The sequence below is a fragment of the Inquilinus sp. genome (genome assembly GCF_039594555.1).
Taxonomy (GTDB): Bacteria; Pseudomonadota; Alphaproteobacteria; order DSM-16000; family Inquilinaceae; genus Inquilinus.
This window is the reverse complement of record NZ_JBCNNF010000003.1, coordinates 24,851-49,451: the sequence shown is the minus strand read 5'-3', so window position 1 is coordinate 49,451 and position 24,601 is coordinate 24,851. Positions and strand designations below refer to the sequence as shown.

Annotated in this window: 28 protein-coding genes; 8 read left to right on the top strand and 20 right to left on the bottom strand. The window is 64.9% G+C overall.

The annotated features are described in order from the left end of the window. Positions 1-544 (top strand): S24 family peptidase (locus tag ABDW35_RS00825; protein WP_343711940.1); only part of this gene is annotated, 544 nt, incomplete at its 5' end. Positions 545-568: 24 nt separating this feature from the next. Here the strand turns inward: ABDW35_RS00825 and ABDW35_RS00820 are convergent. From ABDW35_RS00820 to ABDW35_RS00790, 7 genes are all read right to left on the bottom strand, one after another. Continuing rightward, positions 569-895 (bottom strand): hypothetical protein, encoded by a 327-nt coding sequence (locus ABDW35_RS00820; RefSeq protein ID WP_343711939.1) that lies wholly within the window; start codon positions 893-895, stop codon positions 569-571. After that, entirely contained in the window at positions 892-1,575 is a 684-nt protein-coding gene (locus ABDW35_RS00815; protein ID WP_343711938.1) for a hypothetical protein, read from the bottom strand. The genes ABDW35_RS00820 and ABDW35_RS00815 overlap by 4 nt, the downstream gene beginning before the upstream one ends. A gap of 5 nt (positions 1,576-1,580) precedes the next feature. Continuing rightward, positions 1,581-2,972 (bottom strand): amino acid permease, encoded by a 1,392-nt coding sequence (locus tag ABDW35_RS00810; RefSeq protein ID WP_343711937.1) that lies wholly within the window; start codon positions 2,970-2,972, stop codon positions 1,581-1,583. Next, positions 2,969-3,112 (bottom strand): hypothetical protein, encoded by a 144-nt coding sequence (locus ABDW35_RS00805; protein ID WP_343711936.1) that lies wholly within the window; start codon positions 3,110-3,112, stop codon positions 2,969-2,971. Before ABDW35_RS00805 ends, ABDW35_RS00810 begins: the two co-directional genes overlap by 4 nt. After that, complete coding sequence (locus tag ABDW35_RS00800) at positions 3,109-3,510, bottom strand: hypothetical protein (RefSeq protein ID WP_343711935.1); 402 nt, start codon at positions 3,508-3,510, stop codon at positions 3,109-3,111. Before ABDW35_RS00800 ends, ABDW35_RS00805 begins: the two co-directional genes overlap by 4 nt. Continuing rightward, positions 3,482-3,781, bottom strand: a complete 300-nt coding sequence (locus tag ABDW35_RS00795) for a hypothetical protein (protein WP_343711934.1) — start codon at positions 3,779-3,781, stop codon at positions 3,482-3,484. The genes ABDW35_RS00800 and ABDW35_RS00795 overlap by 29 nt, the downstream gene beginning before the upstream one ends. Positions 3,782-3,881: 100 nt before the next feature. After that, a complete protein-coding gene (locus tag ABDW35_RS00790; protein ID WP_343711933.1) occupies positions 3,882-4,412 on the bottom strand; it encodes a GNAT family N-acetyltransferase in 531 nt (176 codons plus the stop codon). Positions 4,413-5,103: 691 nt separating this feature from the next. Between ABDW35_RS00790 and ABDW35_RS00785 the strand changes: the two genes are divergently transcribed. Beyond that, entirely contained in the window at positions 5,104-5,562 is a 459-nt protein-coding gene (locus ABDW35_RS00785; RefSeq protein ID WP_343711932.1) for a thermonuclease family protein, read from the top strand. A gap of 17 nt (positions 5,563-5,579) precedes the next feature. Here the strand turns inward: ABDW35_RS00785 and ABDW35_RS00780 are convergent, their stop codons facing one another. Together ABDW35_RS00780 and ABDW35_RS00775 are read right to left on the bottom strand one after the other, a co-directional pair. Then, the gene (locus ABDW35_RS00780) at positions 5,580-6,119 is read right to left on the bottom strand and encodes a hypothetical protein (RefSeq protein WP_343711931.1); all 540 of its coding nucleotides are present in this window, start codon (positions 6,117-6,119) and stop codon (positions 5,580-5,582) included. Positions 6,120-6,222: 103 nt separating this feature from the next. Then, entirely contained in the window at positions 6,223-6,438 is a 216-nt protein-coding gene (locus ABDW35_RS00775; RefSeq protein ID WP_343711930.1) for a hypothetical protein, read from the bottom strand. A gap of 151 nt (positions 6,439-6,589) precedes the next feature. On the opposite strand from ABDW35_RS00775, the gene ABDW35_RS00770 reads away from it, so the two are divergent. The 5 genes from ABDW35_RS00770 to ABDW35_RS00750 all read left to right on the top strand — a co-directional run bounded on the left by ABDW35_RS00770 (position 6,590) and on the right by ABDW35_RS00750 (position 10,824). Beyond that, positions 6,590-7,003: a hypothetical protein gene (locus ABDW35_RS00770; protein WP_343711929.1), complete on the top strand. Its 414-nt coding sequence runs from the start codon at positions 6,590-6,592 to the stop codon at positions 7,001-7,003. Positions 7,004-7,006: 3 nt separating this feature from the next. Beyond that, on the top strand, positions 7,007-7,300 hold the full coding sequence (locus ABDW35_RS00765; protein ID WP_343711928.1) for a hypothetical protein: 294 nt from the start codon (positions 7,007-7,009) through the stop codon (positions 7,298-7,300). 4 nt (positions 7,301-7,304) lie between these two features. Further along, positions 7,305-7,490, top strand: a complete 186-nt coding sequence (locus ABDW35_RS00760) for a hypothetical protein (RefSeq protein ID WP_343711927.1) — start codon at positions 7,305-7,307, stop codon at positions 7,488-7,490. Between the two features lie 575 nt (positions 7,491-8,065). Further along, positions 8,066-8,908, top strand: a complete 843-nt coding sequence (locus tag ABDW35_RS00755) for a hypothetical protein (protein ID WP_343711926.1) — start codon at positions 8,066-8,068, stop codon at positions 8,906-8,908. A 251-nt stretch (positions 8,909-9,159) separates the two neighbouring features. Continuing rightward, on the top strand, positions 9,160-10,824 hold the full coding sequence (locus ABDW35_RS00750) for a recombinase family protein (RefSeq protein ID WP_343711925.1): 1,665 nt from the start codon (positions 9,160-9,162) through the stop codon (positions 10,822-10,824). Positions 10,825-10,994: 170 nt separating this feature from the next. Here ABDW35_RS00750 and ABDW35_RS00745 read toward each other — a convergent pair whose 3' ends face one another. The 5 genes from ABDW35_RS00745 to ABDW35_RS00725 all read right to left on the bottom strand — a co-directional run bounded on the left by ABDW35_RS00745 (position 10,995) and on the right by ABDW35_RS00725 (position 14,616). Then, entirely contained in the window at positions 10,995-11,495 is a 501-nt protein-coding gene (locus tag ABDW35_RS00745) for a hypothetical protein (protein ID WP_343711924.1), read from the bottom strand. A 222-nt stretch (positions 11,496-11,717) separates the two neighbouring features. Beyond that, on the bottom strand, positions 11,718-11,987 hold the full coding sequence (locus ABDW35_RS00740; RefSeq protein ID WP_343711923.1) for a hypothetical protein: 270 nt from the start codon (positions 11,985-11,987) through the stop codon (positions 11,718-11,720). Continuing rightward, positions 11,984-12,667 (bottom strand): structural protein, encoded by a 684-nt coding sequence (locus ABDW35_RS00735; protein WP_343711922.1) that lies wholly within the window; start codon positions 12,665-12,667, stop codon positions 11,984-11,986. Before ABDW35_RS00735 ends, ABDW35_RS00740 begins: the two co-directional genes overlap by 4 nt. A gap of 320 nt (positions 12,668-12,987) precedes the next feature. Then, entirely contained in the window at positions 12,988-13,446 is a 459-nt protein-coding gene (locus ABDW35_RS00730; protein ID WP_343711921.1) for a phage holin family protein, read from the bottom strand. 114 nt (positions 13,447-13,560) lie between these two features. Beyond that, positions 13,561-14,616 carry an acyltransferase gene (locus tag ABDW35_RS00725; protein WP_343711920.1) on the bottom strand — a complete coding sequence of 352 codons (1,056 nt, stop codon included), beginning with the start codon at positions 14,614-14,616 and terminating at the stop codon, positions 13,561-13,563. A gap of 258 nt (positions 14,617-14,874) precedes the next feature. On the opposite strand from ABDW35_RS00725, the gene ABDW35_RS00720 reads away from it, so the two are divergent. After that, positions 14,875-16,176 carry a hypothetical protein gene (locus ABDW35_RS00720; RefSeq protein ID WP_343711919.1) on the top strand — a complete coding sequence of 434 codons (1,302 nt, stop codon included), beginning with the start codon at positions 14,875-14,877 and terminating at the stop codon, positions 16,174-16,176. Here the strand turns inward: ABDW35_RS00720 and ABDW35_RS00715 are convergent. From ABDW35_RS00715 to ABDW35_RS00690, 6 genes are all read right to left on the bottom strand, one after another. Beyond that, on the bottom strand, positions 16,148-16,687 hold the full coding sequence (locus ABDW35_RS00715) for an acyltransferase (protein ID WP_343711918.1): 540 nt from the start codon (positions 16,685-16,687) through the stop codon (positions 16,148-16,150). The two genes, ABDW35_RS00720 and ABDW35_RS00715, sit on opposite strands and share 29 nt — an antisense overlap. Before the next feature lie 204 nt (positions 16,688-16,891). Next, a complete protein-coding gene (locus ABDW35_RS00710) occupies positions 16,892-19,492 on the bottom strand; it encodes an SGNH/GDSL hydrolase family protein (RefSeq protein ID WP_343711917.1) in 2,601 nt (866 codons plus the stop codon). A gap of 203 nt (positions 19,493-19,695) precedes the next feature. Next, positions 19,696-22,920: a hypothetical protein gene (locus ABDW35_RS00705; RefSeq protein ID WP_343711916.1), complete on the bottom strand. Its 3,225-nt coding sequence runs from the start codon at positions 22,918-22,920 to the stop codon at positions 19,696-19,698. A gap of 4 nt (positions 22,921-22,924) precedes the next feature. Further along, positions 22,925-23,323: a hypothetical protein gene (locus ABDW35_RS00700; RefSeq protein WP_343711915.1), complete on the bottom strand. Its 399-nt coding sequence runs from the start codon at positions 23,321-23,323 to the stop codon at positions 22,925-22,927. 5 nt (positions 23,324-23,328) lie between these two features. Then, positions 23,329-23,931, bottom strand: coding sequence for a hypothetical protein (locus ABDW35_RS00695; protein ID WP_343711914.1), 603 nt, complete (start codon positions 23,929-23,931; stop codon positions 23,329-23,331). Continuing rightward, entirely contained in the window at positions 23,932-24,597 is a 666-nt protein-coding gene (locus ABDW35_RS00690; protein WP_343711913.1) for a hypothetical protein, read from the bottom strand. Positions 24,598-24,601 lie beyond the last annotated feature (4 nt).

Here is a 24,601-nt window from a genome sequence, read left to right as displayed (position 1 = left end):
GCATGAGCAGGCGGCCGAGGCCATGGGCGTCTCGCGCGGGCAGTTCATCAAGCTCGAGCGCGGCGAGCGGCGGCTGACCGCCGACTATATCCGGCTGGCCGCCGACGCCTTCGGCACCAGCGAGCTCGAGGTGCTGAGCACGTTGGGCACGCCCCGCACCGTGCGCCTGGTCGGCAAGGTCGGCGCCGGGGCGGAGGTGCATCTGTTCGACGGCGACATCTCGTCCGAGCGAATCGACGAGGTCGAGGCGCCGCCCGGCGCCGACGAGGCCACCGTCGCCGTGATCGTCGAGGGCGACTCGATGTATCCGCGTTATCTTGAGCGCGAGACGATCTACTATCGCCGGGCCGATGCCACCGGCGACCCGGCCAGCCTGATCGGCCGCGAGGTTGTGGTCCGACTCGCCGACGGCCGCACCTTCGTCAAGGTGCTGCGCCGCGGCTCCAGCCCCGGCTACTTCACGCTCGACAGCTACAACGCCTCGTCGATGGAGGATGTCGTGATCGAGTGGGCCGTGCCGGTGAAATGGGTCAGGCGGGACTGACGGCCTCGCGAGGGGGACTTCGGATCATCCGGGGAAAGGCCGGTCCTCACGCCGCAGGACCCGCCGCGCCTCCCAGCGCAGCCGGGCCCAGCGATAGGCGTCGAGGATCGCCAGCGCCTGGACGAACAGGCCGCCGGCGAGGCGGCCGGCCGGTGACGCTGCGGGCGGCGCCAGATGGAGGCTGATCCAGCCGAACACCAGCACGAAGCAGGCGAAGGTCAGCGCCCGCTGCGGCATCCGCAACAGCAGATGGCCGACGCCCGGCAGCGCGGCGGCGGTCGCGAGCACCAGCCATGGATGCGGCAGCGCCTCCCCCGCGGCCGGGTCACGGTACTCGCTGGGTCGCCTCATGCCCGCAGCGCCTGCCTTTCGGGCGCCGCGGGCCTCAAGGCCCCGTCCAGCGCGTGCAGCCGGTCGAGCCAGTGCCCGAGCCGGCCCGGGTCGAGGCGGCCGGCGGCGAAGCGGGCTTGGCGGAACAGCAGATAGCCGCCGCGGTCGCCCTCATCCGCCTGCCACACCAGACGCAGGAAGCCCGGGGCGATCAGGACCTCCTTCAGCAGCGGGTCGCGCAGCAGCTCGGCGATCGCCTCCAGCGCCGCGCCGCCCGGCAGCGCGCCCGGGTCGTCGCATTTCACCACGGCCTCCCCCGGCCAGCCGGGCGGCGGGTCGATCCGGTGCGGCAGCCCGGCGGAGGGGGAGTAGAACTCGACGCCGAGCGGCCGCGTCAGCACGTCCAGCGTGCCGCGCGCGCCGGTCGGCCCGTCCAGCCGCATCGCCAGCCACAGCGACGGCAGCTTGCGCGGCGTCAGCGCCTCGACGAAGGGCAGCAGCGCGATCCTCCGGCCGCGATGGCGGCCGCGCAGCGTCGGATAGGCGCCGCCGCCGCGGATGACGGTGCCGCGCTGGAACAGCGGGCGGCAGTCGTCGAGGAAGCGGTCGCGTTGCCGGCGGGCGGCCGCCTGGTCGCGGCGCCAGGCCAGCCAGAGCGCCAGCAGGCCCAGCAGGGCGGTGGCGGGCGGGATGAGGTCCACGGCGCTCAATAGCCCTTCGGCCGCGGCCAGGGCATGGTGAACTGGTCGCCACGGCGGACGAACCTGTAGCGGTGGAAGGCGAACCAGGCCGAGGCGACGATATAGAACACCAGCATGGCCGCCAGCTGCGTGCCGTAGCCGAGGAAGATCGCGACATAGGTCGTCGCGCACAGCACCAGCAGCAGCACCGCCGGCAGCGGGTGGAGCGGATGGATGTAGCCGCGGGTGATGCTGCCCAACGGCCATTTCCTGCGGAACAGGATCATGTTGATCGGCATGAAGGTGTAGCCGAGCAGCCCGGACAGGATCGAGAAGGTGACGACCTGGTCGAGCGGCACGACATAGGCGAAGGCCACCGCGATCGGCACCAGGAACAGGATCGAGCGGTAGGGCGTGCGGTACCGCGGATGCACCGCGCCGAACCAGGAGGGCAGATAGCGGTCGCGGCCCATCGAGAACCAGGCGCGCGAGGCGTCGTTGATGCAGCCATTGGCCGAGGCGACGGCGGCGCACAGGGTGCCGACGAACAGCATCACCTCGAGCCAGGCATTGCCCGTCGCCAGCGCCGCGTCGTAGAGCGGCGTGATCGCTCGCCCCAGATACTCCCAGGGCAAGAGGCCGGTGCAGACATACCAGGTCAGGGTCGCGGCGATCAGCAGCGTGATCATGCCGCTCATCGTGCCGTAGGGCAGCGAGCGTGCGGGCGACCGCACCTCCTCCGCCGCCTGGCAGGTGCCTTCGATGCCGAGATAGAACCAGATGCCGAAATGCATCGCCGCCAGGACGCCGAGCCAGCCATAGGGCAGTTCGGTCAGCAGATCCTGGTGCCGCATCATGCCGCCGGCCTGCCAGGGTGCCGAGGCGAAGAAGAACAGCAGGATCGACAGGAAGGCCGCGGCGGTGATGACGAAGTTCACCGTCAGGGTCATGAACACGCCGCGATAGTTCAGCCAGGCCAGGACGGCGACGGTCAGCAGCACGAAGGGCTCGCGCTGCAGCACGTGGCCGGACTGCGCCGCCACGCTGGCCAGCAGGTCGCCGACCACCAGCGCGTCGCCGGCCTCCAGCATGGTGTAGGCCATCACCAGATACAGCCCGACATTGAACGCCATCAGCGGGCCGATGATGTGCTTGGCCTGGGCGTATTGCCCGCCCGCCGCCGCGACGGTCGAGGTGACCTCGGAATCGATCATGGCGACGCAGGTGTAGAGAATGCCGATCACCCAGCAGGCGATCAGCGCCCCGATGGCGCCGCCCTTGCCGACGGCGAAGTTCCAGCCCATGAACTCGCCGACCAGCACGATGCCGACGCCGAGCGCCCAGACATGGCCGGGGCCGAGCACGCGCAGCAGGCTGATCTTGCGGGTGTCGGCGGCGGTGTCCGGCACGCTGGTCATTCGATTTCGCCTTCGCGGGATGAGGTCAGCAGGTCCTCGTCGTAGCTGCGGTCGACCCGCAGCATGTCGGCCAGCAGCCACAGCAGGATCGCGGCCGACAGCGCCCAGGCGGCGTATTCCGCCAGGCTCCAGAAGCTCATGGTGCGCCCTCCCCTTCATCCTCGCCGAAGCGCTCGGCGATGACGTCCCGGTACTCCTTGCCGGAGAGGCGCAGGACGAAGCCGAAATAGGCGACCAGCAGGGCGGCGGTCAGGCCGAAAGCCAGCGGGTCGATCGAATAGTCGAAGCGGGTCAGGATTGCCGGCGCCGCCGTCTCCGGCGTCATGCCCAGGCTTTCCCAGGCCTGCTGCATCGCCGGCGTCTGGCCCAGATCCTGCCAAGTCGGGTCCGCCAGCGGCCGGGTCACGGTGCCGGCGCCGGTCAGGCCCAGGAATGCCGGGGCCCAGAGCGTGCCGAACACCAGCGCCAGGATGACGACGACGTCGATGACCTGGCCGGCCCGGCCCTGCTCAGGCGGATGGTACGGTCGGCGCGGCATAGGCTTCGCTCCCGGAAGCGCGGTCGGATCCGCGGGCTGCGTCGAGGTGGCGGAGATCGAGGCTGTAGATGGCCTCCTTGTCCTCGGCGTAGTGCCGCACCAGCGCCGAGATCGAGGCGCTGTTGAGGATCAGCACGCCGCCGCCCGCCACGGCCAGCAGCAGGCGGACCGGACCGTCGACCAGCGGCCAGATGGTGAGGAAGACGAACAGGATGGCGGCCCACAGGACGATGACGAACGCGACGGCGCCGCGGCAATCGGCGCGGAACATGGCTTCGATCCGAGGATCGGAGTTCGGCATGGACGGCCTCGCCCGTACGAAAATGGGGAAGTGGGCGCCGCGCCGGCGTGCCGGGCGGCGCCCGCGGTTGCTAGCGGCCGTGCGGCTGCCGGATCATCGGGTAATAGACGGGTGAGTTCCCGACCTGGACCTCGTCCACGACCCTCCATCCGAGGCTCTGGTACAGGCGCGCCGACCCGACCGTCGTTGCCTCCAGATACGAGACCCATTCCGCCCGGTCGGGACGTTGCAGCGCGTAGCGGAACAGCGACGTGCCCAGCCCCTGCCTCTGGAAATACGGGTCCACCGCGATGACCGAGACGTAGAAATACTCCGGCGGATGATACTGGTAGAAGCGATCGAACAGCTTGCGGACACTGTCGCGATTGGCCGGCAGCGTCGTCTTCACCAGAAAGTCGACCAGCTCGTGGTGATCGCCATGCTCGTCCGGCGTTTGCCACAGGATCGTGCCCTTGACCCCGTCCGGGATGTAGGCGCCGCTGCCATGCTTGTACGGCTCGCCGCAATACGCCCTGACGAAGCCCTCGAAATGCTCAAGATAGCGCTCCGGCTCCGGATAGATGAAGCGCAGAAGAGGACAGGTCGCGAAGCCGAGCTTCAAGGCAGAATTGCATCGGTCCTCGACCGAAATGGAAACATTGTCAATCGACTCGGTGCCGCTGAACGCATCCACGACGAAGCTCCTTTGATATCATTGCGCGAAAGACTTTGCTGTTCCGGCTGGAACGACAGTCATCGGATGGCGGATCCGGTGCCGAGGCGCTTCTTCGGGGAGCGCTCTGCCTGGCGTCCCAGCCTCGGATCGGCGCAACAGGCGTGATGACGCCGGCAATTCTTCACCTGATTCATATACAGAGAATGTGGATTAAGTTGCGATTCGACTGTCTTCAATCATCTAATTCTTCGGAAGAAACAGAGTCAACGAATCTTGATTCCAAGAAAATGCGATCAATTTACTTTAATGTATTGAGCATGCTGTCAGCTTGGATTTATGCAATTTTCTCTGAATGTGAAGGCCAATCGCGGCGACACGATCGCAACGGCGAATGGTTGATGTCGGGAAGGCGAGCGTCGGTCGCGGGCAGCACGGGCTCCGCGAACCCGCCCGAACCGCGGTCCGATCAGATCGGATATGGGAAGATGGCGACCCCGGCTGGACTCGAACCAGCGACCGTCCGCTTAGAAGGCGGAGCGAAGGTGAGCAGAATCAAGGGGCGCTCCAACAATTCCACCGGAAATGCCCATCAGCAAACCATTGATTCCGGGACGACTTTTCGGGCAGTTGGAACGCCATGCGTGCCTTGATCCTGCTTCTTCTCGCCCTCTCCTCCCCCGCCCTCGCCGCGGTTGAAGTGGTCGACGGCGACACCATCCGCGTCGACGGCCAGCGGGTCCGGCTGTGGGGCTATGACGCGCCCGAACGCCGGCAGATGTGCATGATCAACGGCGTGGAGCGTGCAATCGGCAATGAAGCGACCGAAGGGCTAAAGGCGATCCTGGCCGGCGGCGAACTCCGCTGCGTGACCAAGGATCGTGATCGCTATGGCCGGACCGTTGCCGAATGCTGGGCCGGGCAGCAGAGCATCGGCGACGCGATGGTGCGGTCTGGATGGGCTTGGGCATTGCCGCGGTATAGCAAGGATCGGTTCCTGCCGGCGCAGGAGGCGGCCGAGCGCGCCGGCCGCGGCGTCTGGGCCGGGCACGCCAGCTGCGAGGCACCGGCCCGTTTCCGGCAGGAGCATCGGCAATAGAAGCAGGCGTCGATCAGCTAGTTGATCGGCGCGACGGCTACCCCTCCAGCGTCCGCGCAAGCTTGGGCGGGCTTGGCGAGCGTCAGGGAGCCGACACGGCAGATGACGGCCCCCGAGGTGGCCACGGGTTTGCCTGGATCGATCTGCCGAGCAACGGCCGGGGATGCCGCGAGAATCGGACCGGCCTGCGGCTCCAGGGTCATAGTAAGCGTGGGCTCATACTTGTTCAGGGCGCCGGTGGCGTAGTCGATCAATCCGAAGTCGAGCGTCAGCGCTCCGGCAACTCCCCACCCGCTGGCAGAGGAGACTAGCGTCACGGTCTTGTCGCGGTAGCCTGGCGCCTTGCAGGTGAACAGGATGTCGTTGCGGCTCTTGTCCACCTTGTAGATGTGCGAAACAGGGTCATAGGTCCCGGTCGGGCTGCCCTTTCGGGCGCCGCTGCATGAGGCCACCGCCGGCGTGACATCCACCCGGATCTCTTGGCTCGTACCCTCAGTGATCGATGCGCAGCCGGACAGGCCAAGGGCTGCAATGGCAGCCGCCGAAAATCGCTTCATCGAAAGAGTTCCTAAAATGCGGTCGAACTTCTTCGAGAAAAGCAACCCGCAACGAAAAGCGCAAGGGGTGAAAATACCCGCCTATTCAGACCGTCGAGGCACATTACCCGCGGCCGAACCTCCGGTTCAGAGCCGCCAGGTCCGCCCGCGGCGGCAGGTTGCCGGGAAATCGGACAGCCTTCACTAGGTCGTCCACCTCTTCATCGAGGCTCTGGGCGCCGTCGCCGACGGCCGACTCGGGCGGGAACTCGCCCAGCGACTCACGCACGCGCCCGAGAAGGCTCCAGACCTCTTCCTCGTTGAGCATTGCTCCGGACATCGGCGCCTCCCATCGATGCTCGACCCGGGCCCACATTTTGTGCCCACACCCGATGCTACACCCAATCAATAGAATTTTATGAATCGATTCGACTCCGCGCCCTCCAAGGGCTAGAACATTTAGAGAACACGAACCGATCGAGGTGCGAGATATGGACTTGCTCCCACCGGTGGTCGCCAATGCGCTGAGAGGCCGCGCGCTCGACGCGGAGTGCCGAAATCTCGGGCTCGAATGCCTGAAGCTCATGGGCGACCGGATGCTCCTGGCGAAGGGCCAGGACCCGGAAGGTGATATCGACCCGCGCTACGCCCAGCCGCTCGGCGCCAATGAGCGAGCGACGATCTGGCAGGCTGCCCGCTGGATCAACGAGGGGGTCGACAGCCGGCAGCCGGCCAAGTTGCAGGAGGCCCTGACCGCGCTGCATGGGATGGCTCGGGCCGGCAGCCAACCAATCGACGTGGCCGCCGTCCCAGCGGAGGCACTGAGCTGCATGGATGAGGACCTATGGGAAGAGGTGCAGGCGTTCTGCATCGTCTTCGGAGCGCGCCTGTCCACGGGAACCTGAGCCATGTCCTATCAGGAGTTTCTGACCGGTCTGAAGTGGTCCATCTCGTTGGCCCTTCGCGGCCATGGGGTCGGACACCCGAGCCGCCGATCGCGGGGGCTGGATGAAGGCAAGGCGTCACTTCTCGCCTCAGCCGCCATCGAACAGCTTCGGGTGAGCGGCTACGTGCTTGGCCACCGTGAGCACCCGGTCGCGACATGGGTGAACGGCGGCCCCGACATCGCGGTCACCCCTCGCGAGAAGACGCCACCTCAGCCGACCGACTGGATGCTGCCCAGCTGCGCGAAGAAGGATTGAATCCATGCCGCGCGATCTGGAGACTAAGATCATCGACGCGGGAATCGAGGACGATATCCGTCGCAATGAGCTGCGGTGGGAGGCCCTGCACCTTGGCCTGCGTGAGGATGAAATCCGCAACCTGCTGGCCCAAGGGCTGGCGGTCGCTGAGCGGCACCTGGAGGCCCTGCGCATTGCCGGCCCTTACTGACACTAGAGCCGCTGCGGTCAAGGCTCGTTGCTTTTAAAAGGAGGCGCAATGTCTCGACGTTGACGAGCAGACGAGAATTACAAGCAAAACGGTGCATTTATTTAATTAATCAAGGAGCAATCATGGCAACAATTCATGGATCTACATCCAGCGACTTCTTTCATCCAGCAGGTGATGGCCTTGTCGCCCCTCCAGGTTATAACGATATTACCTATGGCCCAGGAGATGACATTTGGGGATTTACTGGCAACGACATATTCGTGGGGTCGGATATCAGAGCCTCTTACCATGGCGACGAAGATGGTGTTGAGACCGTTGATTACTCTCGCTGGACAAGCGCCATTATAATGGATGGAGGCGTTGTCAAGGACGCCGCCTCTGGTACCACAATGGCATATTACGATCCCATGTATCCGTCTGGTATAAAGCATCTTTCTGGAACTGCGTTCGCGGACACCATTGTTGCCAGAACTATTGAAAATTGGCCGTACCCATCCCCTCTATCCCTTCTCCAGGGGAATGGCGGAGACGACACATTAGTCGGCGCCAACAGAGGCGAGACGCTCGACGGCGGCTTGGGAGCCGACACGGCCGGCTATTGGTACTCACCTGCAGGTGTCACCGTCGATCTTGGCTTGAGCGGTCGGCAAATCTCGGGCGGCGAGGCCAATTACGACCTCCTGATCAGCATCGAGAACCTGGCCGGATCCGACTACAACGATCTCCTGCTCGGAGCCGATGGCGCCAACCAGCTGTCCGGACGGGACGGGAACGACACTCTGTATGGCCGGGAGGGATCCGATACCCTGCACGGAGATAGCGGCGACGACATCCTGGTTGGCGGAATCGGTGCGGATGTGCTCGACGGCGGTACAGGCATCGATACCGCGTCCTTCGCTGGATCCACGTCGGGCGTGACCATCAATCTGCAGACCGGCGTCGGCCTCGGCGGTGAAGCCCAAGGCGACGTACTGATCGCCATCGAACAGTTGAATGGATCGGGCTTCGCCGACACCCTGACCGGCGACACCGGCGCCAATCGGCTTTTGGGCAATGGTGGCGATGACGTCCTCACCGGCGGGACCGGGGCCGACACGCTGAAGGGGGGCGCCGGCAACGACAGCTTCGTCTACACCGCCGTGGGCGACAGCACCGTGGCCGCGGCCGGCCGCGATACGATCGAGGACTTCTCGACGGGCGACCACATCGACCTGTCCGCGATCGACGCCAACGGCTCCGGCGGCGCCTTCACCTACGGCACCGGCGCATTCACCGGCGTGGCGGGCGAGCTGCGGGTGGTGGCGCTGGCCAATGGCTACCAGACGGTCTATGGCGACACGAACGGGGACAAGAACCCGGACATCGCCATCATCGTCCTCTCGGATCACGCGCTGACCGCCAGCGATTTCGTGCTGTAACCCAGCGACCGGTTAGCCGCCGGCCCGCCGCGAAGGCAGGTCGGCGGGCCGTTTCCCTGTTAGGGCGCACTACCCGGATATGAGAAACGCATTTGCCTCCTGCCGTAGGAAGGCGGCCCTGTCGGCCGAGCCGCCCAGGAGGCGATCGACGCCGCGGTCCAGCCGCAGAGCGGGTCGTAGGCGAGACGCACCGCAGACGCTACAATCTCTCCCAGCGGACCGGCCATAAATGCCGGCCGCAGGAGACGCGCATGCCAGACGCTACGTCTGCAGAGCGGCCGCCGCGGCGCGCGGTACAGTATCTGAGGATGTCATCCGAGCACCAGCGCTATTCCCTGGAGCGCCAGGCCGCCGTGATCGCCGCCTATGCGGGTGCCCGCGGCTTCGAGATCGTCCGGACCTATGCCGACCCGGGGAAGAGCGGCCTGTCGCTGAAGGGCCGCAAGGCCCTGCAGCGGCTCCTTGCCGACACGCTGAAGGCCGACCGCGACTTCAACACCATCCTGGTGCTGGATGTGAGCCGCTGGGGGCGGTTCCAAGATCCGGACCAGGCCGCGCATTACGAGTTCATCTGCAAGCAGGTGGGCGTACAGGTCGCCTATTGCAGCGAGCCGTTCGAGAACGACGGCTCGCTGGCCAGCTCGGTCATCAAGGTCATCAAGCGGCTGATGGCCGGTGAGTTCAGCCGAGACCTGTCGGCGAGGCTCATGACGGCTCACCTCCGCCATGCGCAGCAGGGGTTCATCCAGGGCCAGAGCGCACCGTTCGGCATCCGCCGACAGCTCGTCGGCCATGACGGCCGGCCCAAGCAGATCCTGCTGCCCGGGCAGCGGAAGGCGCTGCAAGGCGATCGGGTCCAATGGATCCTCGGACCACGCTCCGAAATCGAGATCGTGCGGAAGATCTTCGACCTCTATGTCAACAAGAAGCTGTCCATGTTGGAAATCGCGCGCAGGCTGTCCACCATGCCGCAGTCAAGCATGTTCACGTGGAGCGATCATCGGCTGAGGACCATACTGTCGAACGAGATCTATATCGGCAACTATATCTATAATCGGACTGACAACAAGTTGCAGGGCAAGACCGTCAAAAACGATCCTTCCGCCTGGATCAGGAAAGCCATCGTTCCCGGCATCGTGCCGAAGCATCAGTTCGCCAAGGCACAGGAGATCCGCGCGCGCGCACATTTCATGCGACACACCTATTCCGACAATGACTTGAAGAAGATCCTGAGGGCGATCCTTGCCAAAAGGGGAGAGCTCTCCCACACGATCCTGCTGGAAGAACCGGATGCGCCCCATCCGGGGACCTTTGCCGCCCGGTTCGGCTCGATGGAGTTGGCGTTCCTGTCGATCGGCTATGTCCGGAACCACTTCAAGCGCGACGCGAACGGCAACCTGTGGACGGACGAGGCCATGCTCGAGGGGTTGCGCAGGCTCTACCGGCGGGACGGATATGTCTCCAAGGAATCGGTGACGAAATGCCCGGACCTCCCATCCTACGTCGCTTATTCCAAGCGCTTCGGATCGGTGAGGCTGGCCTCGGCCCGCGCCGGGATCCCCTCGCTGACGCCCCATCAGATTGGCATGATTGCCGCCTCCAGATCCCGCGCGATCAAGGAAGGCAAGCCGTGCCTCTCCTTCGGTGCCGATGGCCGGCGGATCTGGAAGCACTTCTCGTCCGAGCAACTGGTGCAACTGCTTGGCCAACTCCTGGACCGATATGCCTACTTGTCCGCAGAGTTGATCGACGCTTCCCCGGATCTGCCGTCACACGCCACGATCGCAAATCGCTTCGGCTCGCTGCCGAAGGCGTATGAAGCCGTGGGCTGGAAGGGGACACGATCCGAGATCGTGACCGAATCCCATAAGCGCAGGACGCCCGGTCAGCGCCAACCGCAGCGCCTCTGCCCGTAGTCGACGATCGGCACCAACCAGTCGCTACTGTGAGCATCCGGGCTGCACGGCCTGGGGCGCTTTCGGCACGCTAGGCCCGTGCGGAGAGACCGTCTGGCACTACCAGCAGTATGACCCGCTTGGTGGGAAGGGGAGCGATGGACGCAGCCATTCAGGACGAGCGTTCCAGGCTAGAACTGCCCCACCTCCTTAATAGCCACCAGAGACGACGATCTCGCCCTGACGTCAGGATCCTTATCATAGACCTCCGATATCCACTTTCGGACGCCGTCGCAGATGTCGGCGCAAAACATGTCGACCTGCAACTGCAGCGTATCATCGATCATGTTGCAATGCATTGTGAACCCCGGGCGCGGCGCGACTAGTACAAATCTTTCAAGTATTCTTCGTGCCCTCTGATCAAGTATCACATCAGTGCCCGCGTGGAGGTAAGCACATCGAAGTGCATAAAAGTCATCACCAGTCAAGAATACCGCCCTACCTCCGTACGCTCCAGCGCTATATGAGTATTTATCGCTCATAAAATCGTCAAACCAGGCTGCAAAGTTTTTGTGCCCTGATTTTTCCTCAAGTCCGATACATATATCCGGCAGCGTGAGTGCAAGAGCCAAGGCTGCATACCAATTTTTAGATGCCAAAGCTTGCTGCACAGCAGAAATGAACCTGTCCATCAATGCCTCCTATCCAAAGGCATCAATCATACTCGCGCGATCCGAAATGGCTAGGCGGGAGAGAATGGAGGATGTGACACCATATGCGTGGGCGCGACTTTCCACCCGCACACCTTGGCGCCGTTGTCCTGCAGCGCCAAGGTCCAGTCGACCTCGTCCTGCGTCATCGCCTCGACCGTGGCAGGGCTGACCGGTGGCGGGCCGCCCGTCAAGACGCAGAAGTCATGGACGACGCGCGGCTGCCCGCTGGCGCAGCAGCTCACGGCGAGCAGCAGGGGTAAGATGGCGAAGCGCTTCATCGGTCTTGACCTTGGTGGCGAGGGTGTTGAGCGCGTCGATCGAGGCCTGGGCCGCCTGGGCCGCGCGCTCGTCGTGGGCACCGGCGGCACGGATCAGGCGATAGCCGACCAAGGCCGCAGCGATGCCGAGCAGGATGCCCAGGGCCCAGCGGCCGGCGGCGGTGCCCAGAAGCTGGCTGGCGACCCAGGTCATTTCCGCCTCAGCACCAGCCAGGCGATGAGGCCGACCGCAGCGACGACACCGGCGACGATCAGCACCATCGGCGGCAGGCTCGCGACTTGCTGCACGACCGGCAAGGCTGGGGCGACCTGCTGCACGATGTCGACGGCCGCGGCAACCGTCACGGTGCCGCCGGCGGCCACCGCGACGGTCGTCTTGGCCCGGTCGGCCGCCTTGCTGACCACCGCCCGGCTCGGCGCCGCGATGCCGGCCCGCACCAGACCGTCGTCGATCTGCGCCTGGCCGTAGACGCAGCGCCCGTTCTCATGGGTGATGATGGCCTTCACCACCGGCGCCAGGTGGGCGTAGCTGTGCAGGTCCAGCAGCGTGTCCGGCCCGAAGCCTGTCAGCTCGGCGACATGGTCGACATAGGCCGACGTGTCGTTCGAAGTCTCGGCCGAGGGCGCCCACCGGCCGATGATACCGCGGAGGGTCCGCAGGCCGTGCCGGTCCTGATAGGCCACCAGCAGCACGGCCAGGGCGCGGATGCCGAACTCGACCTGATAGAAGACGTCGAACCGGCCGCCATTCTGGCGGGCCTCGGCGGTCTGCCGGTAGTCGGCATCTGACAGGCGCCCCTGCCACTTGTTCGCCGCGCTCCGCTCAATGTTGCCGGGGTTGTTGTTCCGCTCGCCGCGAGTGGGTCTAGCCATGTCGGTCTCCTGAAATGCGAAAGCCCCGCGCGATGGCGGGGCCGGTTGACGGATTGGGCTGCCGCGAGGCCGCGGCAGGCGGTAGGATCCCCTCGAGCATCGAGGGGGGAATCAGATGAGCGCGCTGTTGAGGATCGGGGCTGCCACGCTGCTGGTGGGGCTGTCGGGATGCTCCGGCGATTGGGGCCCTGCCCCGCCTCCGAAACCCAAGCAACCCTCCGTCGTTGACCGCGCCGCGGAGCCCCTGGTGAAGGACCTTGGCGGCAGGATCGGTCCGCAAGGCGGCATCGTTTTCGGGGGTCAGCCGCCGAAGTAGAGGGTCAGGAAAGGTCCTGGCGCGCGATCCATCGGTAGAAGACGACCTCCACCACCTGCGGGCCCAGGTAACCCAGCGTCGCCGCCAGGCCCCATCGCACCGTTTCGGCCGCGCCCAGCCAGTCGCCGAGGGCCCCGCCCATGATTCCCAGGCCGAGCACGCTCGGCAGCTCGAAGGACAGCCGCCGGAGCGAGAACGGCTTGCCGGTCGCCGCGCGCTGGGCGTGGCGCATCACCACACCTACGCCAGCCGAGATGACCGGACCGATCAGCGTGAGCACGAGCGATACCGTCCCGGGCGCGGGCGGCTGAGCGTCTGGCATGATGTTCTCTCCGCTATTGAAATGGGGCCACGCGAGGCAGGCGCGATGCTGCCCGACGTCGGCATTGCGATGCGCGCCCCCGCCTACCGCCGATACTTCCGGCGGCGCCGATCGAGGATCGCAGCGGTTCTGACCGTCCACGATGTCCAGCGGGCCGGATCATTCCGCCGGGAACGGTTGTTAGAGCATGGCAGCCGCCGACACCGGCATTGGCCGCACGCGCCAGGCTGCGATCGGTCGTCTGCTCTGGGCGCTTCAGGCGACGCGGTGCCGCCTGGTGTCAATCAGCCTCCGCGCCGCCTGCGTCAGCGGAACCTCTATGATTCGGTGAGCAATAAAGCCAGCCGCGATCGACGCCAGAAATGCAGCCAGTATGAACAAGGGCGGTGAGGCAAACCCGAGCCTCTGCCAGATGACGAACAGCAGCGTGATCGTGAAGGTGTGGCTTAGATATAGCGAGTAGGAAGCGTCGCCGAGGCGCTCCAGGAAACTGCTTATCCTGCCGCCTGCTGGCGACAGACCAAGGGCGGCGTAGACCATTAGGGAGGCCGGCACCCCCCAAAGAAGGAATCGAGCACTCCAGGCTGGACTCCATGGCCCTGCCGTTGAGAGCCAGATGACCAATCCTAAGGCTAGCGCCACAATGCTTGCAGCCGGACGCGGCCGCCCCCACCTCTCGACGGCCAGATAGAGGGCCATTCCACTTACGAATGCGAAGACGATAGTATTCCCAAAAAATGCGCCGAAGACAGGCCCAACATCAGCCATAACAGCCACCGCAAATAGACCAGAGAAAATAGCTATCATTGCAAGTGTTTTCTGCCATGCCGGCAGCCGCATCAGGAATGAGAATATTAAATAATAGAACATCTCATAATTTAGAGTCCAACCCACACCTAGTATCGGTTGAATATCACCCCCCGGTCGTTCGAACGGGATAAATAATAGAGATTTTGCAATAGCATCAACATTAATATCGACTGCCCTCAAAAGAGATGGGAGGGCCAATCCAGTCAAAACTAGAACCATCGTATAAAACCAGTAGTTTGGAGCTATTCTCGTAATTCGATCAATTAGAAAATCAATGCCGCCAGCATGTCGGCCAACACTAACCAGCATCATGATAAAGCCGCTGATAACAAAGAATATATCGACACCTATTCCAAGAAAGAGCCCAGATCGAGCCATCATTTCATCCGGCGGCCCTACTCTGCTATAGTATACAAAAATGCAGTGCAGCATGACAATAAAGCTTGCAGCAATGCCACGCAGTATTTGGATGCCGTGTATTTTACTCAAAGGAAACACCATGGAGTAATGCGAGCACGCTAATGTGTGACACTCTGCCATAGGCGCAGGAAATCAATCCATAACAGTTTCGGGTCAGGGCATCGGGTGATCGATAGGCAGTTCCCGCGAGTCAGCCGCCAACACCGACCACCGGTCCTGCTGGCCCTCTCCCGGCCGTCGGCTCGCTCAGCAATCCGGCAGTGGATGGCGCCAGCATCAAGGCTTTCAATCCGCCGGCGGCCGGGCGAAGATCGCGCGATTCAGAATGGACTATTGCCGATGGCCCAGCTTTCGAACTTCAGCCTGATCAACTCGCGAACGGTGACCCCGCTCAACGCGATCTTCGTGGCCTGTCTGGTTTGGGCGATTTTCTACCTGTTGGCGCCGATCAAGCTATACGTCGCGGCCTCAGGCTATCCCTACATCCTGCTGGGTGCTTGCTTCGTCGGCATGCTGCTCGGATTGACCCTCTTCGAGCCTCGTCACCGGCCTGCAGTGGTTGTCGATCGGGACGAGGCCACCCGTAGCCTTCGCAGGATCTACGAAGCCGCCTTCATGCTGGCGGCGCTCGGAATTGCCCTCCGGCTGGCTGACTGGATCTTCATTCGCGGCCTGACCATCGACACCGAGTTCATGCAGAATCGGGAGAAGATCGAAAGCGCGGGGTCCAACGCGATCTCGATGCTGTCCAGCGTGCTGGTTCCGTTGTGCCTTGTTCCCTACATGATGCACGCCGTCGGCAAGAGGAACGGCCTGCAGGTCGGGTCAGCGTGGAAGAGCATCGGCCTCGCCTGCCTTTGGCCCCTGCTCACAATCGTGATCGGCTCCCGCTCCAGCATGTTCATGAGCCTGGGAATGCTGATCCTGTCCAGGCTGATCATATTCCGCCGTACCTCCAAGACGGTGCTGGCCTTCTGCGCTGCGCTAGCCGTTGGGCTGGTCTACGTCGGTGGCCTGCTGTTCATTGCCCGGCTTGAGGACATTGGCCTGCGCGTCGAGAACGTGATCAGGCTGTCCGCCTTCACTCATCTGGCGCCTGTCACCCAGGAATACTTCAACATTCGATCCAATCTATCGATCTGGGGTCGCGACACACTTTTTATCATTACGACGTTCATTCAATATTATCTACACGGCGTCCCAGAATTCACATATCTCGTAGAGCATTACGATAAAGGAATGCAGCTCGGCACCTATACATTTACTGTTTTTGCACGGCTGGCATACACGCTCTGGGGAATCCCCTTCGACGGCAATGCAGCTCTCTCGCTGCCACCTCGTTCAGGGATCTACACCACACTGTTCGGGCCGCTCTACATTGACTTTGGCCCCTTCGTCCCGGTTTTCTGCGTAGCGTTTGGCGCAATGATTTCATGGACTCGCCGCAAAGTCCTGCTCGGCGAGGTCGCCGCCCTGCCCCTCTATATCTGCTTCCTGATGCAGGCCGGCTCAGCCATCGTGATCAACGCTATCCAGAGCGCCTACGGCATTTTCTACAACGTCGCCTTCATCGCGCTGTGGATCATCGTCGTGATCAATCGCCGCCGGCCCATCATGGCACCCCGGCCGGCCGAAGCCTAGCTACACCGCCATCGCGGTCACGAACCCTGGCCGCTTGTCCGGTCACGATCGAACGCGGCGGTACATCCTTGCTGACGACGGCGCCGGCCCCGATGATCGAGCCGGCTCCGATCGTCACGCCGCCGAGGACAATGGCATCAGCGCCGATCCAGACGCCCTCGCCGATGGTGATCGGCTTGTGCTGATGCGGATATGGCAGCGGCGCCGAGAAGTCGAGGCCGGCGGTCTCGATATAGACGCCTTTGGAGAGATGGACGTGGTCGTCCAAGGTCACCTGAGACGCGGCGCCGATCGTGCATTTAGGCCCGATGATGACCCCATGCCCCAGGGTCACCCGCTCCGGGAACTTTACCTCGGCCGACCAGTGGCAGAAGCAGTCTCGGGCGGACGGGAACAGCGCCGCCGTACGCGCGGCGCTGGCCAGGCGCCCCACCATACCGCCAGCCTTCATGGTCATCAGGCTGGCGGCGCGGATCGGGGCGGAGCGGAGGAGCGATTTCAGAAGGCTCAATTTGTGCTATCCCTTCAGCCGCGACCGCGCCTTCGCCCGGCCGCTGAAATGGATAGAGTATGAGCATATTCGCCGGCCTTTTCCTCATCGCATTTTCAGCCTGCGCGGCCTACATCACGAACCGGCACGGCTGGCTCCGGACCGCTCCGATCGAAGACCCTGACGAGGAATTCAACTCCCGGCAGTGGTGAAGAGACGTCGGCCTTAGGTCCCGTCGAACGTATTCGCCACCCAGGCCGCCACCACCTCGGCATACTGGTGCAGACCGGCTGGCGTCGGGTGCAGCATGTCGCCGTTGTCGAGGGTCTGCATGCCGGTGTCGGCATCGGTCGACACCACCACCTCGCTGCCGGCGAACGCCGTCACTTGGTTAATGTGCGCCCAGATGGGCAAGACCTTGACGTTCGGGTTGGCCAGCGTCCGCTTGTATTTTAGGAGCTTACGAATCGCGAGCCCATAGCTATCGTTCCAGCGGGAGTCGGCAGCCGCCATGCGCGGCAGTGTCGGCAGGGCGATGGCAACCTTGACGCCCGGCACCGCCGCCAGGATCGACGGGACCATGATCGAGATGCCCTTGTCGATCCAGTCCGCCGCAGTGGCGGGGTCGTAGCTCCCGATGTCGTTGGTCCCGAGGCAGATCCAGACATGCGTCGGCGCCGTGATGCCGGTGCCGGCCAGGTAGTAGGCGTAATCGAAGATCCGACCGTTATAGACGGAACCGGCCGGGTCGCTGCCGGTCGCCGCCCGAGTCCAGGGGTCCGCCAGCATCTTGGTCGCGTTGTCGGATGCCAGATAGGTGGCGAAGGAGGCGACCGGCGTCAGGTAGCCGGTACGCGCCCGGATGTGGTCGGTGATGGTCGAGCCCGGCCGGCCCTCGTTCAGGCCAATCGTGCCGGACATGGTCACAGTCATGCCGCGGGCCTGGAGGACCGACTGGACGTAGCTGGAGATGGTCTGCGACATGATGCTGTCGCCGATGCCCTGCACGCGCACCGTACCGGTGCCGGAGGCCGCGGCCTTGTGAACCGTGATGTTCGCCGATCGGTAAGACCGCCCCAGGCCGGCGCCGCCCGCGGCATCGCTGTACCGGTGCGACCAGATGTTGGCGACCGCACCCATCTCGACCGGGTCGATGACGAAGCTGCCGGCCTCCTTGGTCTGCTCGTAGGGCTTGGCCGCCAGATCGGCGACATTCGGGTTCGGCGCGATCAGCGTGGTCAGCACGCCTTTCCGCTCGGTCCGCTTCTCGAAGATGTTGTCGATGTGCAGCGACTGCTTGCGGCCCAGGATCAGCCACAGATCGTCACCGTAGAGGATCGACGGCACCGGATCGCTGACGGTCGCGGCGGCCTCCAGATTGGAGATCCGGATGCCGTTCGCCGGTGTGGTCGGGAAGTCGTTGCGCTCGACCCACTGCGCGCCCTGCCCGAACGCAAACTGCACGCCGGCGACGCGGACTTCCGTCGCGCCGGCGGAGAGGCCGGTGCCCAGCAGGACATAGGTGTATTCGCCGGCCGCCGGGTTGTTGGCCTGCCAGTCCGGCACGGCAGACGCCACGCTGTAGATCGCTGCCCGAGCGGAGATCGTCTTCTCCAGCACCAGCGGGATGCTCTGGAAGGTCGTACCGTTCGCCTTACCGAAGCGGATGGTCGGCGCCCCAAAGGTGCTGTCGACCGTCGCCTCGAGCCAGATGCGGGCGAAGAAGGGCTTGCCTGCGCGGCCGTCCGGCAGCTTGTCGCCGACATAGGGCCATGCCAGGTTCCAGTCGATCGACCGGATCGCCCGGGTGAAGCCGGCGGCGATCAGCGCGGAGTCGGCCACGTTGACCATCTCCAGCCGTGACGGCCGGTTCTCCCAGACGAATGGCGCCATAGCCAGACGGTCGCCGAACCCATAGGCGAAGTCGTTCTTGCCGGCAGCGACTCCCATCCGGCCGACATGGGGCCATTCGCTGAAGAACTCGTTGCCCCAACTCCAGCCCAACCGGATGCCGATCGTCGGATCGACCGTGAACGGCGCCGCGCCGCCCGCAGTCGCCTTGTATTGGTTCACCGCCGTCCGGAAGTCCCACCAATAGGTGATGCAAGCGGTGCCGGACGACGTCAGGCTGAATTCCTCGTATCGCTGGCTGCTGGCCACGGTGTGGCTGAAGACAGCGCCCTCGTTCCTCGTGCTGGCGCTGGGAATCAGCACCTTGTTATCGGCACGGGAATGCACGATTGGCGATGCGAGCATGAACGGGCCGAGCGCGGCACCCGGGTTGAGTTCGCGCAGCTTGTACGGCGACCACCAGCTCCCGGCATTGTTCGGGAACGTCAGCAGCGGCACGATCTTGTCAACATTGGTCGTCGGCAGCGTGAAGTCGCCGCCCGTGGCGGCAGCCATCTTGATCGTGTTGTCGGTCAGGTCGAGATATGCGAACCCGCGCAGCGAGGGGGAGAGAGGAACCGCGAGCTTCGCCGAGCCTGGCACCTCGGTTGAGTCCGCGTTCGCCGCGGTGATGTTCGAGGCCGTGTTGCCCGGCGTGTCGATGAAAATCCCGCGCGGGATGTAGATCTGCTGCGCGCCGCCGCCGAGCACGTTCAGGCGGTCGATGATGATCTCGCCACCCAGCACCACGACCCGCCGCATGACCAGATGCATCAGATCGACAAGATCCTTCAGCGACTGGATTCGGTCGGTCCCGGCGACCCAGACGTTCCCGGCGTCGTTCCAGATCCAGACGGTCGGGAAGTTGTTGGCCGGCGTCGGGTCGGACCACAGCAGCGCCGGTTGCCCGTCCGGCTGCGTCAGGTCGGCATCCATGGCCACCTTGTTGGGATAGGTCTTCATCCCGGCGGCCGACGCGATGGCCTCCAGGAACCGCCCCCACCGGCGGACGTCGACCTTGTTCGGCTCGTGGACAGACCCGTCCGGATTGTAGTCGGCCCAGATTTCGTCAACGTTCGGGGTGGCCATGATATGGCGTCTCCATCAGGGATGTCGGTAGGCCGCCGGAGCGGCGTTGATCAGACGGCGGCGCCGATCGCCGCGAGGTAGTCGTGCAGGGCGTTCCGCAGGGCCGTGACCTCGGTCCCGCTCAGGCCGGCGCCCCAACAGGCGGCAGCCACGCGCGCATTGCTGTAACCGGTACCGCCGCGGAGGATCCGCCAGGTGCCTGACACAAGGGCCGCCGACGTTCGGCTGACCGAGCCGAGGTCGTTCGTGTCCTGGTAGGCATGGTAATTGGCTGAGGCCTGCCGGCTCCAGGCGTAAAAGCCTGTGCCGTCGCCAGCCTGGGACGGTGTGTCGGCCGCAGCTGCATTGGCCTGGCACCACAGGACAGCGGTGGAGTTCTTGCAGGCGATCAGGGATTGGCCGCCGCCTGCTTCCCGGAATGTGCCGGCGCCGCTGCCCGTAGAGGCGAGATGGTTCCAGACCGCCAGGTGAGCGCTGTCCTGCGCGAGCTGGTTCGTGCCGACCGTGGCGTTGAAAGTGCTGTCCAGATAGCCGCCCACGGTGGTGCCGGAGCCGGTGCCCTGCCAGCCGCGGTCAGTGGTGAAGATCGGCGCGGTCGCTGGTGACCCGGCCGTGACCGGCGTCAGGCTGAGGGTCGGGTTCTTCCAGTTGAGGAGGCTGCCTTGGCTGTCCGCCGCCGCGAGCAGGAACAGTCGGTCCATCTTCGTCCACAGCCCGGCCGTCTTCAGCGTCTCGACGAGGTTCTTGATCAGCGTCTGGCGCGCATAGGGCGGCCGGGTAGTCATCGCCGTGATGACCGCCCAGGCGTCGCTGTCGATCGCCACCACCGTGATGGCCACCGCGCCCGACGCCACGCTCTCGTTGCCGGCCACGGTCTGCGTCGCTGTCATGCTGTTCGAGCCGATGCCGAGATCGGTGGACGGGGTCACCGACCACGCGCCGCCGGCGCCGGCAGTGCCGCTGCCGACCTGCACGGCGTTGGCGTAGAGCTTGATGGCTGCGCCGACCGTCGCGCCGTTGCCGGACACCACCGGCCGCCGGTCGTAGCTGCTGACCGGGCCGGGCGGCGTCGGGGAGAGGATGACGATGGGCTCCGGCGCCAGCTCGGCCAGCACACCCGGCGAGGTCTTCGCGCTCTGCACCCCGCTCCAGTTTTCGGAGGTGGCGAAATACCACCAGTCGCCGACTCCGGGGCTGTTGTCCTTCCAGGTCGCAAGGCTGTTGGCCGCCGTGAAGATCGGGCCGGAGATGTCGATGGCGGCGTTGCCGTTGTCCGTCGCCGCGCGCCAGAAGCGGATGGCCGACAGGTTCGCGTTGTTCGGCGCCGTCACCTGCAGCTGCACGTCGCCATCATCGACCATGGCCGTCAGGCTGATCGGCACGCCAGGCGCGTTCGGATCGGCCACCGCCGTGAACAGAGCCGACGCCGACCACTTGCCGGCGGAGCCTCGAGGCCCAAGGAATTGCCCCTGCGCCTCATAACCTTGCCCGTCTATCAGCGGCCCCTTGGTCTCCACCGAGAACTCGTCCTGTTCGGCGGGCACGATCTGCCAGGCCGACGCCGGCGTTGTCAGCGGCCGATATCGAGCGCGGCCGACATAGACTGACCGCGGCGGCGGATCCCAGCGGATGACGCCGACAGCGCCATAGGACTGGCCGTTGATTGCGCGGTGCTCGATGGACACGGCCACATGCTGCGGCACCGGCACTTCGTTGTCCTCGTCGGTATCCGGCGGCGGGATCGCCGGATCCATCTCATCGGTCGCCGCCGTCCAGGCCCACCAGTCGTCGTAGCTGGTGACCTCCATGTCGACCGTCATGGTCGTGCGGTCGATGCGCATGGACGTGATCTCGAACAGCATGCTCACGATGCCGAGCTCGGTGATCGTCAGCCGCACCCACCGCTCGCCCCAGGCGTCTAGCACCGCCAGCGTTCCGCGGATCTTGCCGGCCCAGGCCGGATTGCCGCGCTTCAGCACGTAGCGCGCTACCCGCTGCGCCTGGCTCTCGGACGGCACGAAGCGCAGCTTGATCTGGCTGCTCTCGACCCCGTTGCGGTCGATCGATGCTTGGTCCGACTGAATGCCGGCCTCGGTCTCCGCCCATTCCCAGATCTGGCTGACATAGGTTGCCCGGACCTCGTTGATGCGTTCGATCGCCGACTTGCCGGCCGAGAAGTCGAACTCGAGGATCTGGTCATCGTTCAAGGAGACGGACGCCTGCGGAACGCCGGCAGGAACCGTGAAGGGATCGGCCTCGACCGCTCGGTAGCGGTCCGCGCCCACGGTCAGTCCGATCCTGCCATCGGGCCCTTGAATCAGGCGACCGCAGCAGGCGTCCAGGAAGTCGGCCAGCACGGCCTTCCGATCCTCGGTCAGTTCGAAGGCGCCCCAGGCCCGCCAGCGCGGCTCCGTGCCGCCACCCTTCTTTGGGATTGACTGATCGCAGACGTCGGCCGCCGCGGCGAAGCTGGCAAGGTCGATGCGGGCGAACGGGAAGCCGAAGCCGACCGGGACACCCTGCTCCATCCGCGTGAGGTAGTCGAGCACCACCAGGGCCGCGTTGTCGGTCCAGGTCCAGGTGGCATCATTGAGCGGATTGTGCTGGCCCGGGCCGGTTCCCTGAATGCGGGGGTCGAACATCTTGGCGCCGCGCAGCACCGCGCGATAGGGAGGAGCGCCCGTGTTGAACACCCGCTGCTGATCCTCCATCTTGAGATCGGAATACTTGATGTAGCTGCAGCACAGGCCATGCCCCTTGTGATCGGCCGTCCACTTTGGGTCGAAGGACGGGATCACCTGGTCAGGCTTCCCCGGGTAGTGCTGGATCACCACCGCGCTGTCGTCGTCATCCTCCTGCCACCACGGGTCATCAAGGACATTGCCATCGCTGTCCCGCTGCACCCGCTCGTCGTTCAGCCAATCTTCCTCCCACCCGTCGACCTCGTGCGCGCAATGGCAGAGGAGGGTCTTGAGATCGCCGTCGGGCGTGGAATCGTAATAGAGGAAGTACCCGCCGGTGCGGTAGCGGCCGACAAGCCGGACGCGCGGCGGCAAGGCCTGCTTGATGCTGGCGTCGCCGTTCTGCATCCGCGGCTTATCGGGTGTCGGGGCCAGCGCCACGCCGGCCAGCGTGCCAACTAGGCTCAGCCCCACGCCGATACCCGCCATGAGCCCGGAGGAGATGCCCAGGGCAGCAGCGACGCCGGGAATGGCGGCGCCGCCGGTGACGACCGTCGCCGCCAGGCCGAGGACGATAGGAAGCGCCTTCGCCATGCGGTCAGATTCTCCAGGCGAAGGTGGCGTGAGGCGTGCGAGACAGCCGGTCGCCGGTCTTGGCATCCCAGCCCAGCTGCCCACGGATGGCGCAGGCCGGTCCCTTCTCGGTCATGATGATGCCGATGTCGCCTGGCGCGGCCTCGGCCGGTGCGACGACGCGCGCGCCTACCCGCTGCATCGCCCGGGCTACGACGCGCACAAGGCCGCCCTCGGCCAGCAGCAGGCGCCGATATTCGTCCTCGGTGCTGTAGCGACCGCGCCAATCGGCGGCAGGGTCCAAGCCGGTCCGCAGCCGCACCCAATCCGCAGCCCACATGCTGCAATCCATGGTGCCGAAGGCGAACAGCAGCGTGTTGCCCCGCCGCTGGTGAGCGGCGAGTTCCGTGAGCAGTGATGTCATGGTGCTCATTTCCGGGGCCAGGCCACGTCGCGGTCGACGAGCTTCGGCGGGAACTGGCAGGCGAGGTCGCCAGGAAAGCGGCGCTGGTGATCCCGATCGCTCAGCATCCCGAACGGCGCCCGGCTGCGCTGGGCGAACAACGTCTCGCAAGGTAGGGTGATGGTGCGGAGGGTCGGCCCGGTCGCGGTGAAGCTGGGCTTCTGCATCGACCAGACGCCGAGCGTCAGCATCGTATCCAGCGGCACCAGGCCGGGCAGCGATGCGTCGAAGAACCCGATCTGCACCGTCAGGTCCCTGCCCTCAATCTCGTCCGGATCATCGCTGGTGGCGGCGGTCACCACCGTGCTGTCGACGCCCGACATGGTCAGGGTCATCTGCGGCGCGTTGCCGTTGATGGCCTGCTCCAGCCCTTCGATCGACTGCAGTGGGTTGCCCTGCTTGTCCTGGCGATGGCCCATGCCGCGCCAGTCATGGCCGCCACGGGTCAAGGGACCATCACCCTCCCATACCCGCATCGGGCCGCTCTTGAAGTCGAAGGTCACGAACAGCGCGCAAATGATGTGCTGGCCGGCCGCCTGGGCTCGGATGGATGAGGTGAGGAAGGCCATTCACCAAACCTCGACTAGGTCGAGCGTCGCCGTGCCCATGCGGGCCAGCTGGACCTCAAAGGCGCCGCTGTCATCAGCCGCCAGGCGCATCGGCGCGCGGGCCTTGCACCATTCGACCGGGTCATCTTCCGAGACTGCGGTGCGGAGCTTCGGCCTGATGTCCAGGCCGGTCGTCTCGTCCGGATTGGGCGTCACGCCGACGACCACATAGAGGTAGCCGCCGACGCCGAGGAACGACCCCTCCAGCACCGGCAGCTGCGTGGAGCCATTCTGGATGGTGATCTGCGTCGAGCCCGCCGCCGCCGGCGCGGCGATCACCGGTGCGATGCCGCCCTGCATGAAGCCGGCGCCGTCGGTGTGCAGGGACTGGTCGCCGTAGGGGATGCCGCCGATGATCGGCACAAGCCGGTTGCCGTTCCGGCAATCGCAAGGCCCGACGCGAACGCCGTTGGAGCGGCCATCCAACTTCGCCAGCAACGAGCGCATCGCCCGGATCTTCGCAGGCGTGTTCAGCGGCACGGTCAGCGTGGCCACCCACCGCCCGAGCCCAGATCCCACGACCTGCTCCCGGCCGTTGATCGTCTCGCCGCCCGAGCGCGTCCGGGCGTCGATGTGGAAGCGCTCGGCGTTCGCCACCAGGATCGACGGCCAGTCGTAGATGATCATCTCC

Coding starts and splice junctions, on each gene's coding strand:
- ABDW35_RS00745 (WP_343711924.1), bottom strand. CDS start 11,495: ATGGACAGGTTCATTTCTGCTGTGCAGCAAGCTTTGGCATCTAAAAAT.
- ABDW35_RS00820 (WP_343711939.1), bottom strand. CDS start 895: ATGAGGCGACCCAGCGAGTACCGTGACCCGGCCGCGGGGGAGGCGCTG.
- ABDW35_RS00720 (WP_343711919.1), top strand. CDS start 14,875: ATGGCCCAGCTTTCGAACTTCAGCCTGATCAACTCGCGAACGGTGACC.
- ABDW35_RS00780 (WP_343711931.1), bottom strand. CDS start 6,119: ATGAAGCGATTTTCGGCGGCTGCCATTGCAGCCCTTGGCCTGTCCGGC.
- ABDW35_RS00725 (WP_343711920.1), bottom strand. CDS start 14,616: ATGGTGTTTCCTTTGAGTAAAATACACGGCATCCAAATACTGCGTGGC.
- ABDW35_RS00775 (WP_343711930.1), bottom strand. CDS start 6,438: ATGTCCGGAGCAATGCTCAACGAGGAAGAGGTCTGGAGCCTTCTCGGG.
- ABDW35_RS00805 (WP_343711936.1), bottom strand. CDS start 3,112: ATGAGCTTCTGGAGCCTGGCGGAATACGCCGCCTGGGCGCTGTCGGCC.
- ABDW35_RS00770 (WP_343711929.1), top strand. CDS start 6,590: ATGGACTTGCTCCCACCGGTGGTCGCCAATGCGCTGAGAGGCCGCGCG.
- ABDW35_RS00800 (WP_343711935.1), bottom strand. CDS start 3,510: ATGCCGCGCCGACCGTACCATCCGCCTGAGCAGGGCCGGGCCGGCCAG.
- ABDW35_RS00710 (WP_343711917.1), bottom strand. CDS start 19,492: ATGGATGCCGACCTGACGCAGCCGGACGGGCAACCGGCGCTGCTGTGG.
- ABDW35_RS00810 (WP_343711937.1), bottom strand. CDS start 2,972: ATGACCAGCGTGCCGGACACCGCCGCCGACACCCGCAAGATCAGCCTG.
- ABDW35_RS00795 (WP_343711934.1), bottom strand. CDS start 3,781: ATGTTCCGCGCCGATTGCCGCGGCGCCGTCGCGTTCGTCATCGTCCTG.
- ABDW35_RS00735 (WP_343711922.1), bottom strand. CDS start 12,667: ATGGCTAGACCCACTCGCGGCGAGCGGAACAACAACCCCGGCAACATT.
- ABDW35_RS00705 (WP_343711916.1), bottom strand. CDS start 22,920: ATGGCGAAGGCGCTTCCTATCGTCCTCGGCCTGGCGGCGACGGTCGTC.
- ABDW35_RS00690 (WP_343711913.1), bottom strand. CDS start 24,597: ATGATCATCTACGACTGGCCGTCGATCCTGGTGGCGAACGCCGAGCGC.
- ABDW35_RS00740 (WP_343711923.1), bottom strand. CDS start 11,987: ATGACCTGGGTCGCCAGCCAGCTTCTGGGCACCGCCGCCGGCCGCTGG.
- ABDW35_RS00750 (WP_343711925.1), top strand. CDS start 9,160: ATGCCAGACGCTACGTCTGCAGAGCGGCCGCCGCGGCGCGCGGTACAG.
- ABDW35_RS00785 (WP_343711932.1), top strand. CDS start 5,104: ATGCGTGCCTTGATCCTGCTTCTTCTCGCCCTCTCCTCCCCCGCCCTC.
- ABDW35_RS00700 (WP_343711915.1), bottom strand. CDS start 23,323: ATGACATCACTGCTCACGGAACTCGCCGCTCACCAGCGGCGGGGCAAC.
- ABDW35_RS00760 (WP_343711927.1), top strand. CDS start 7,305: ATGCCGCGCGATCTGGAGACTAAGATCATCGACGCGGGAATCGAGGAC.
- ABDW35_RS00695 (WP_343711914.1), bottom strand. CDS start 23,931: ATGGCCTTCCTCACCTCATCCATCCGAGCCCAGGCGGCCGGCCAGCAC.
- ABDW35_RS00765 (WP_343711928.1), top strand. CDS start 7,007: ATGTCCTATCAGGAGTTTCTGACCGGTCTGAAGTGGTCCATCTCGTTG.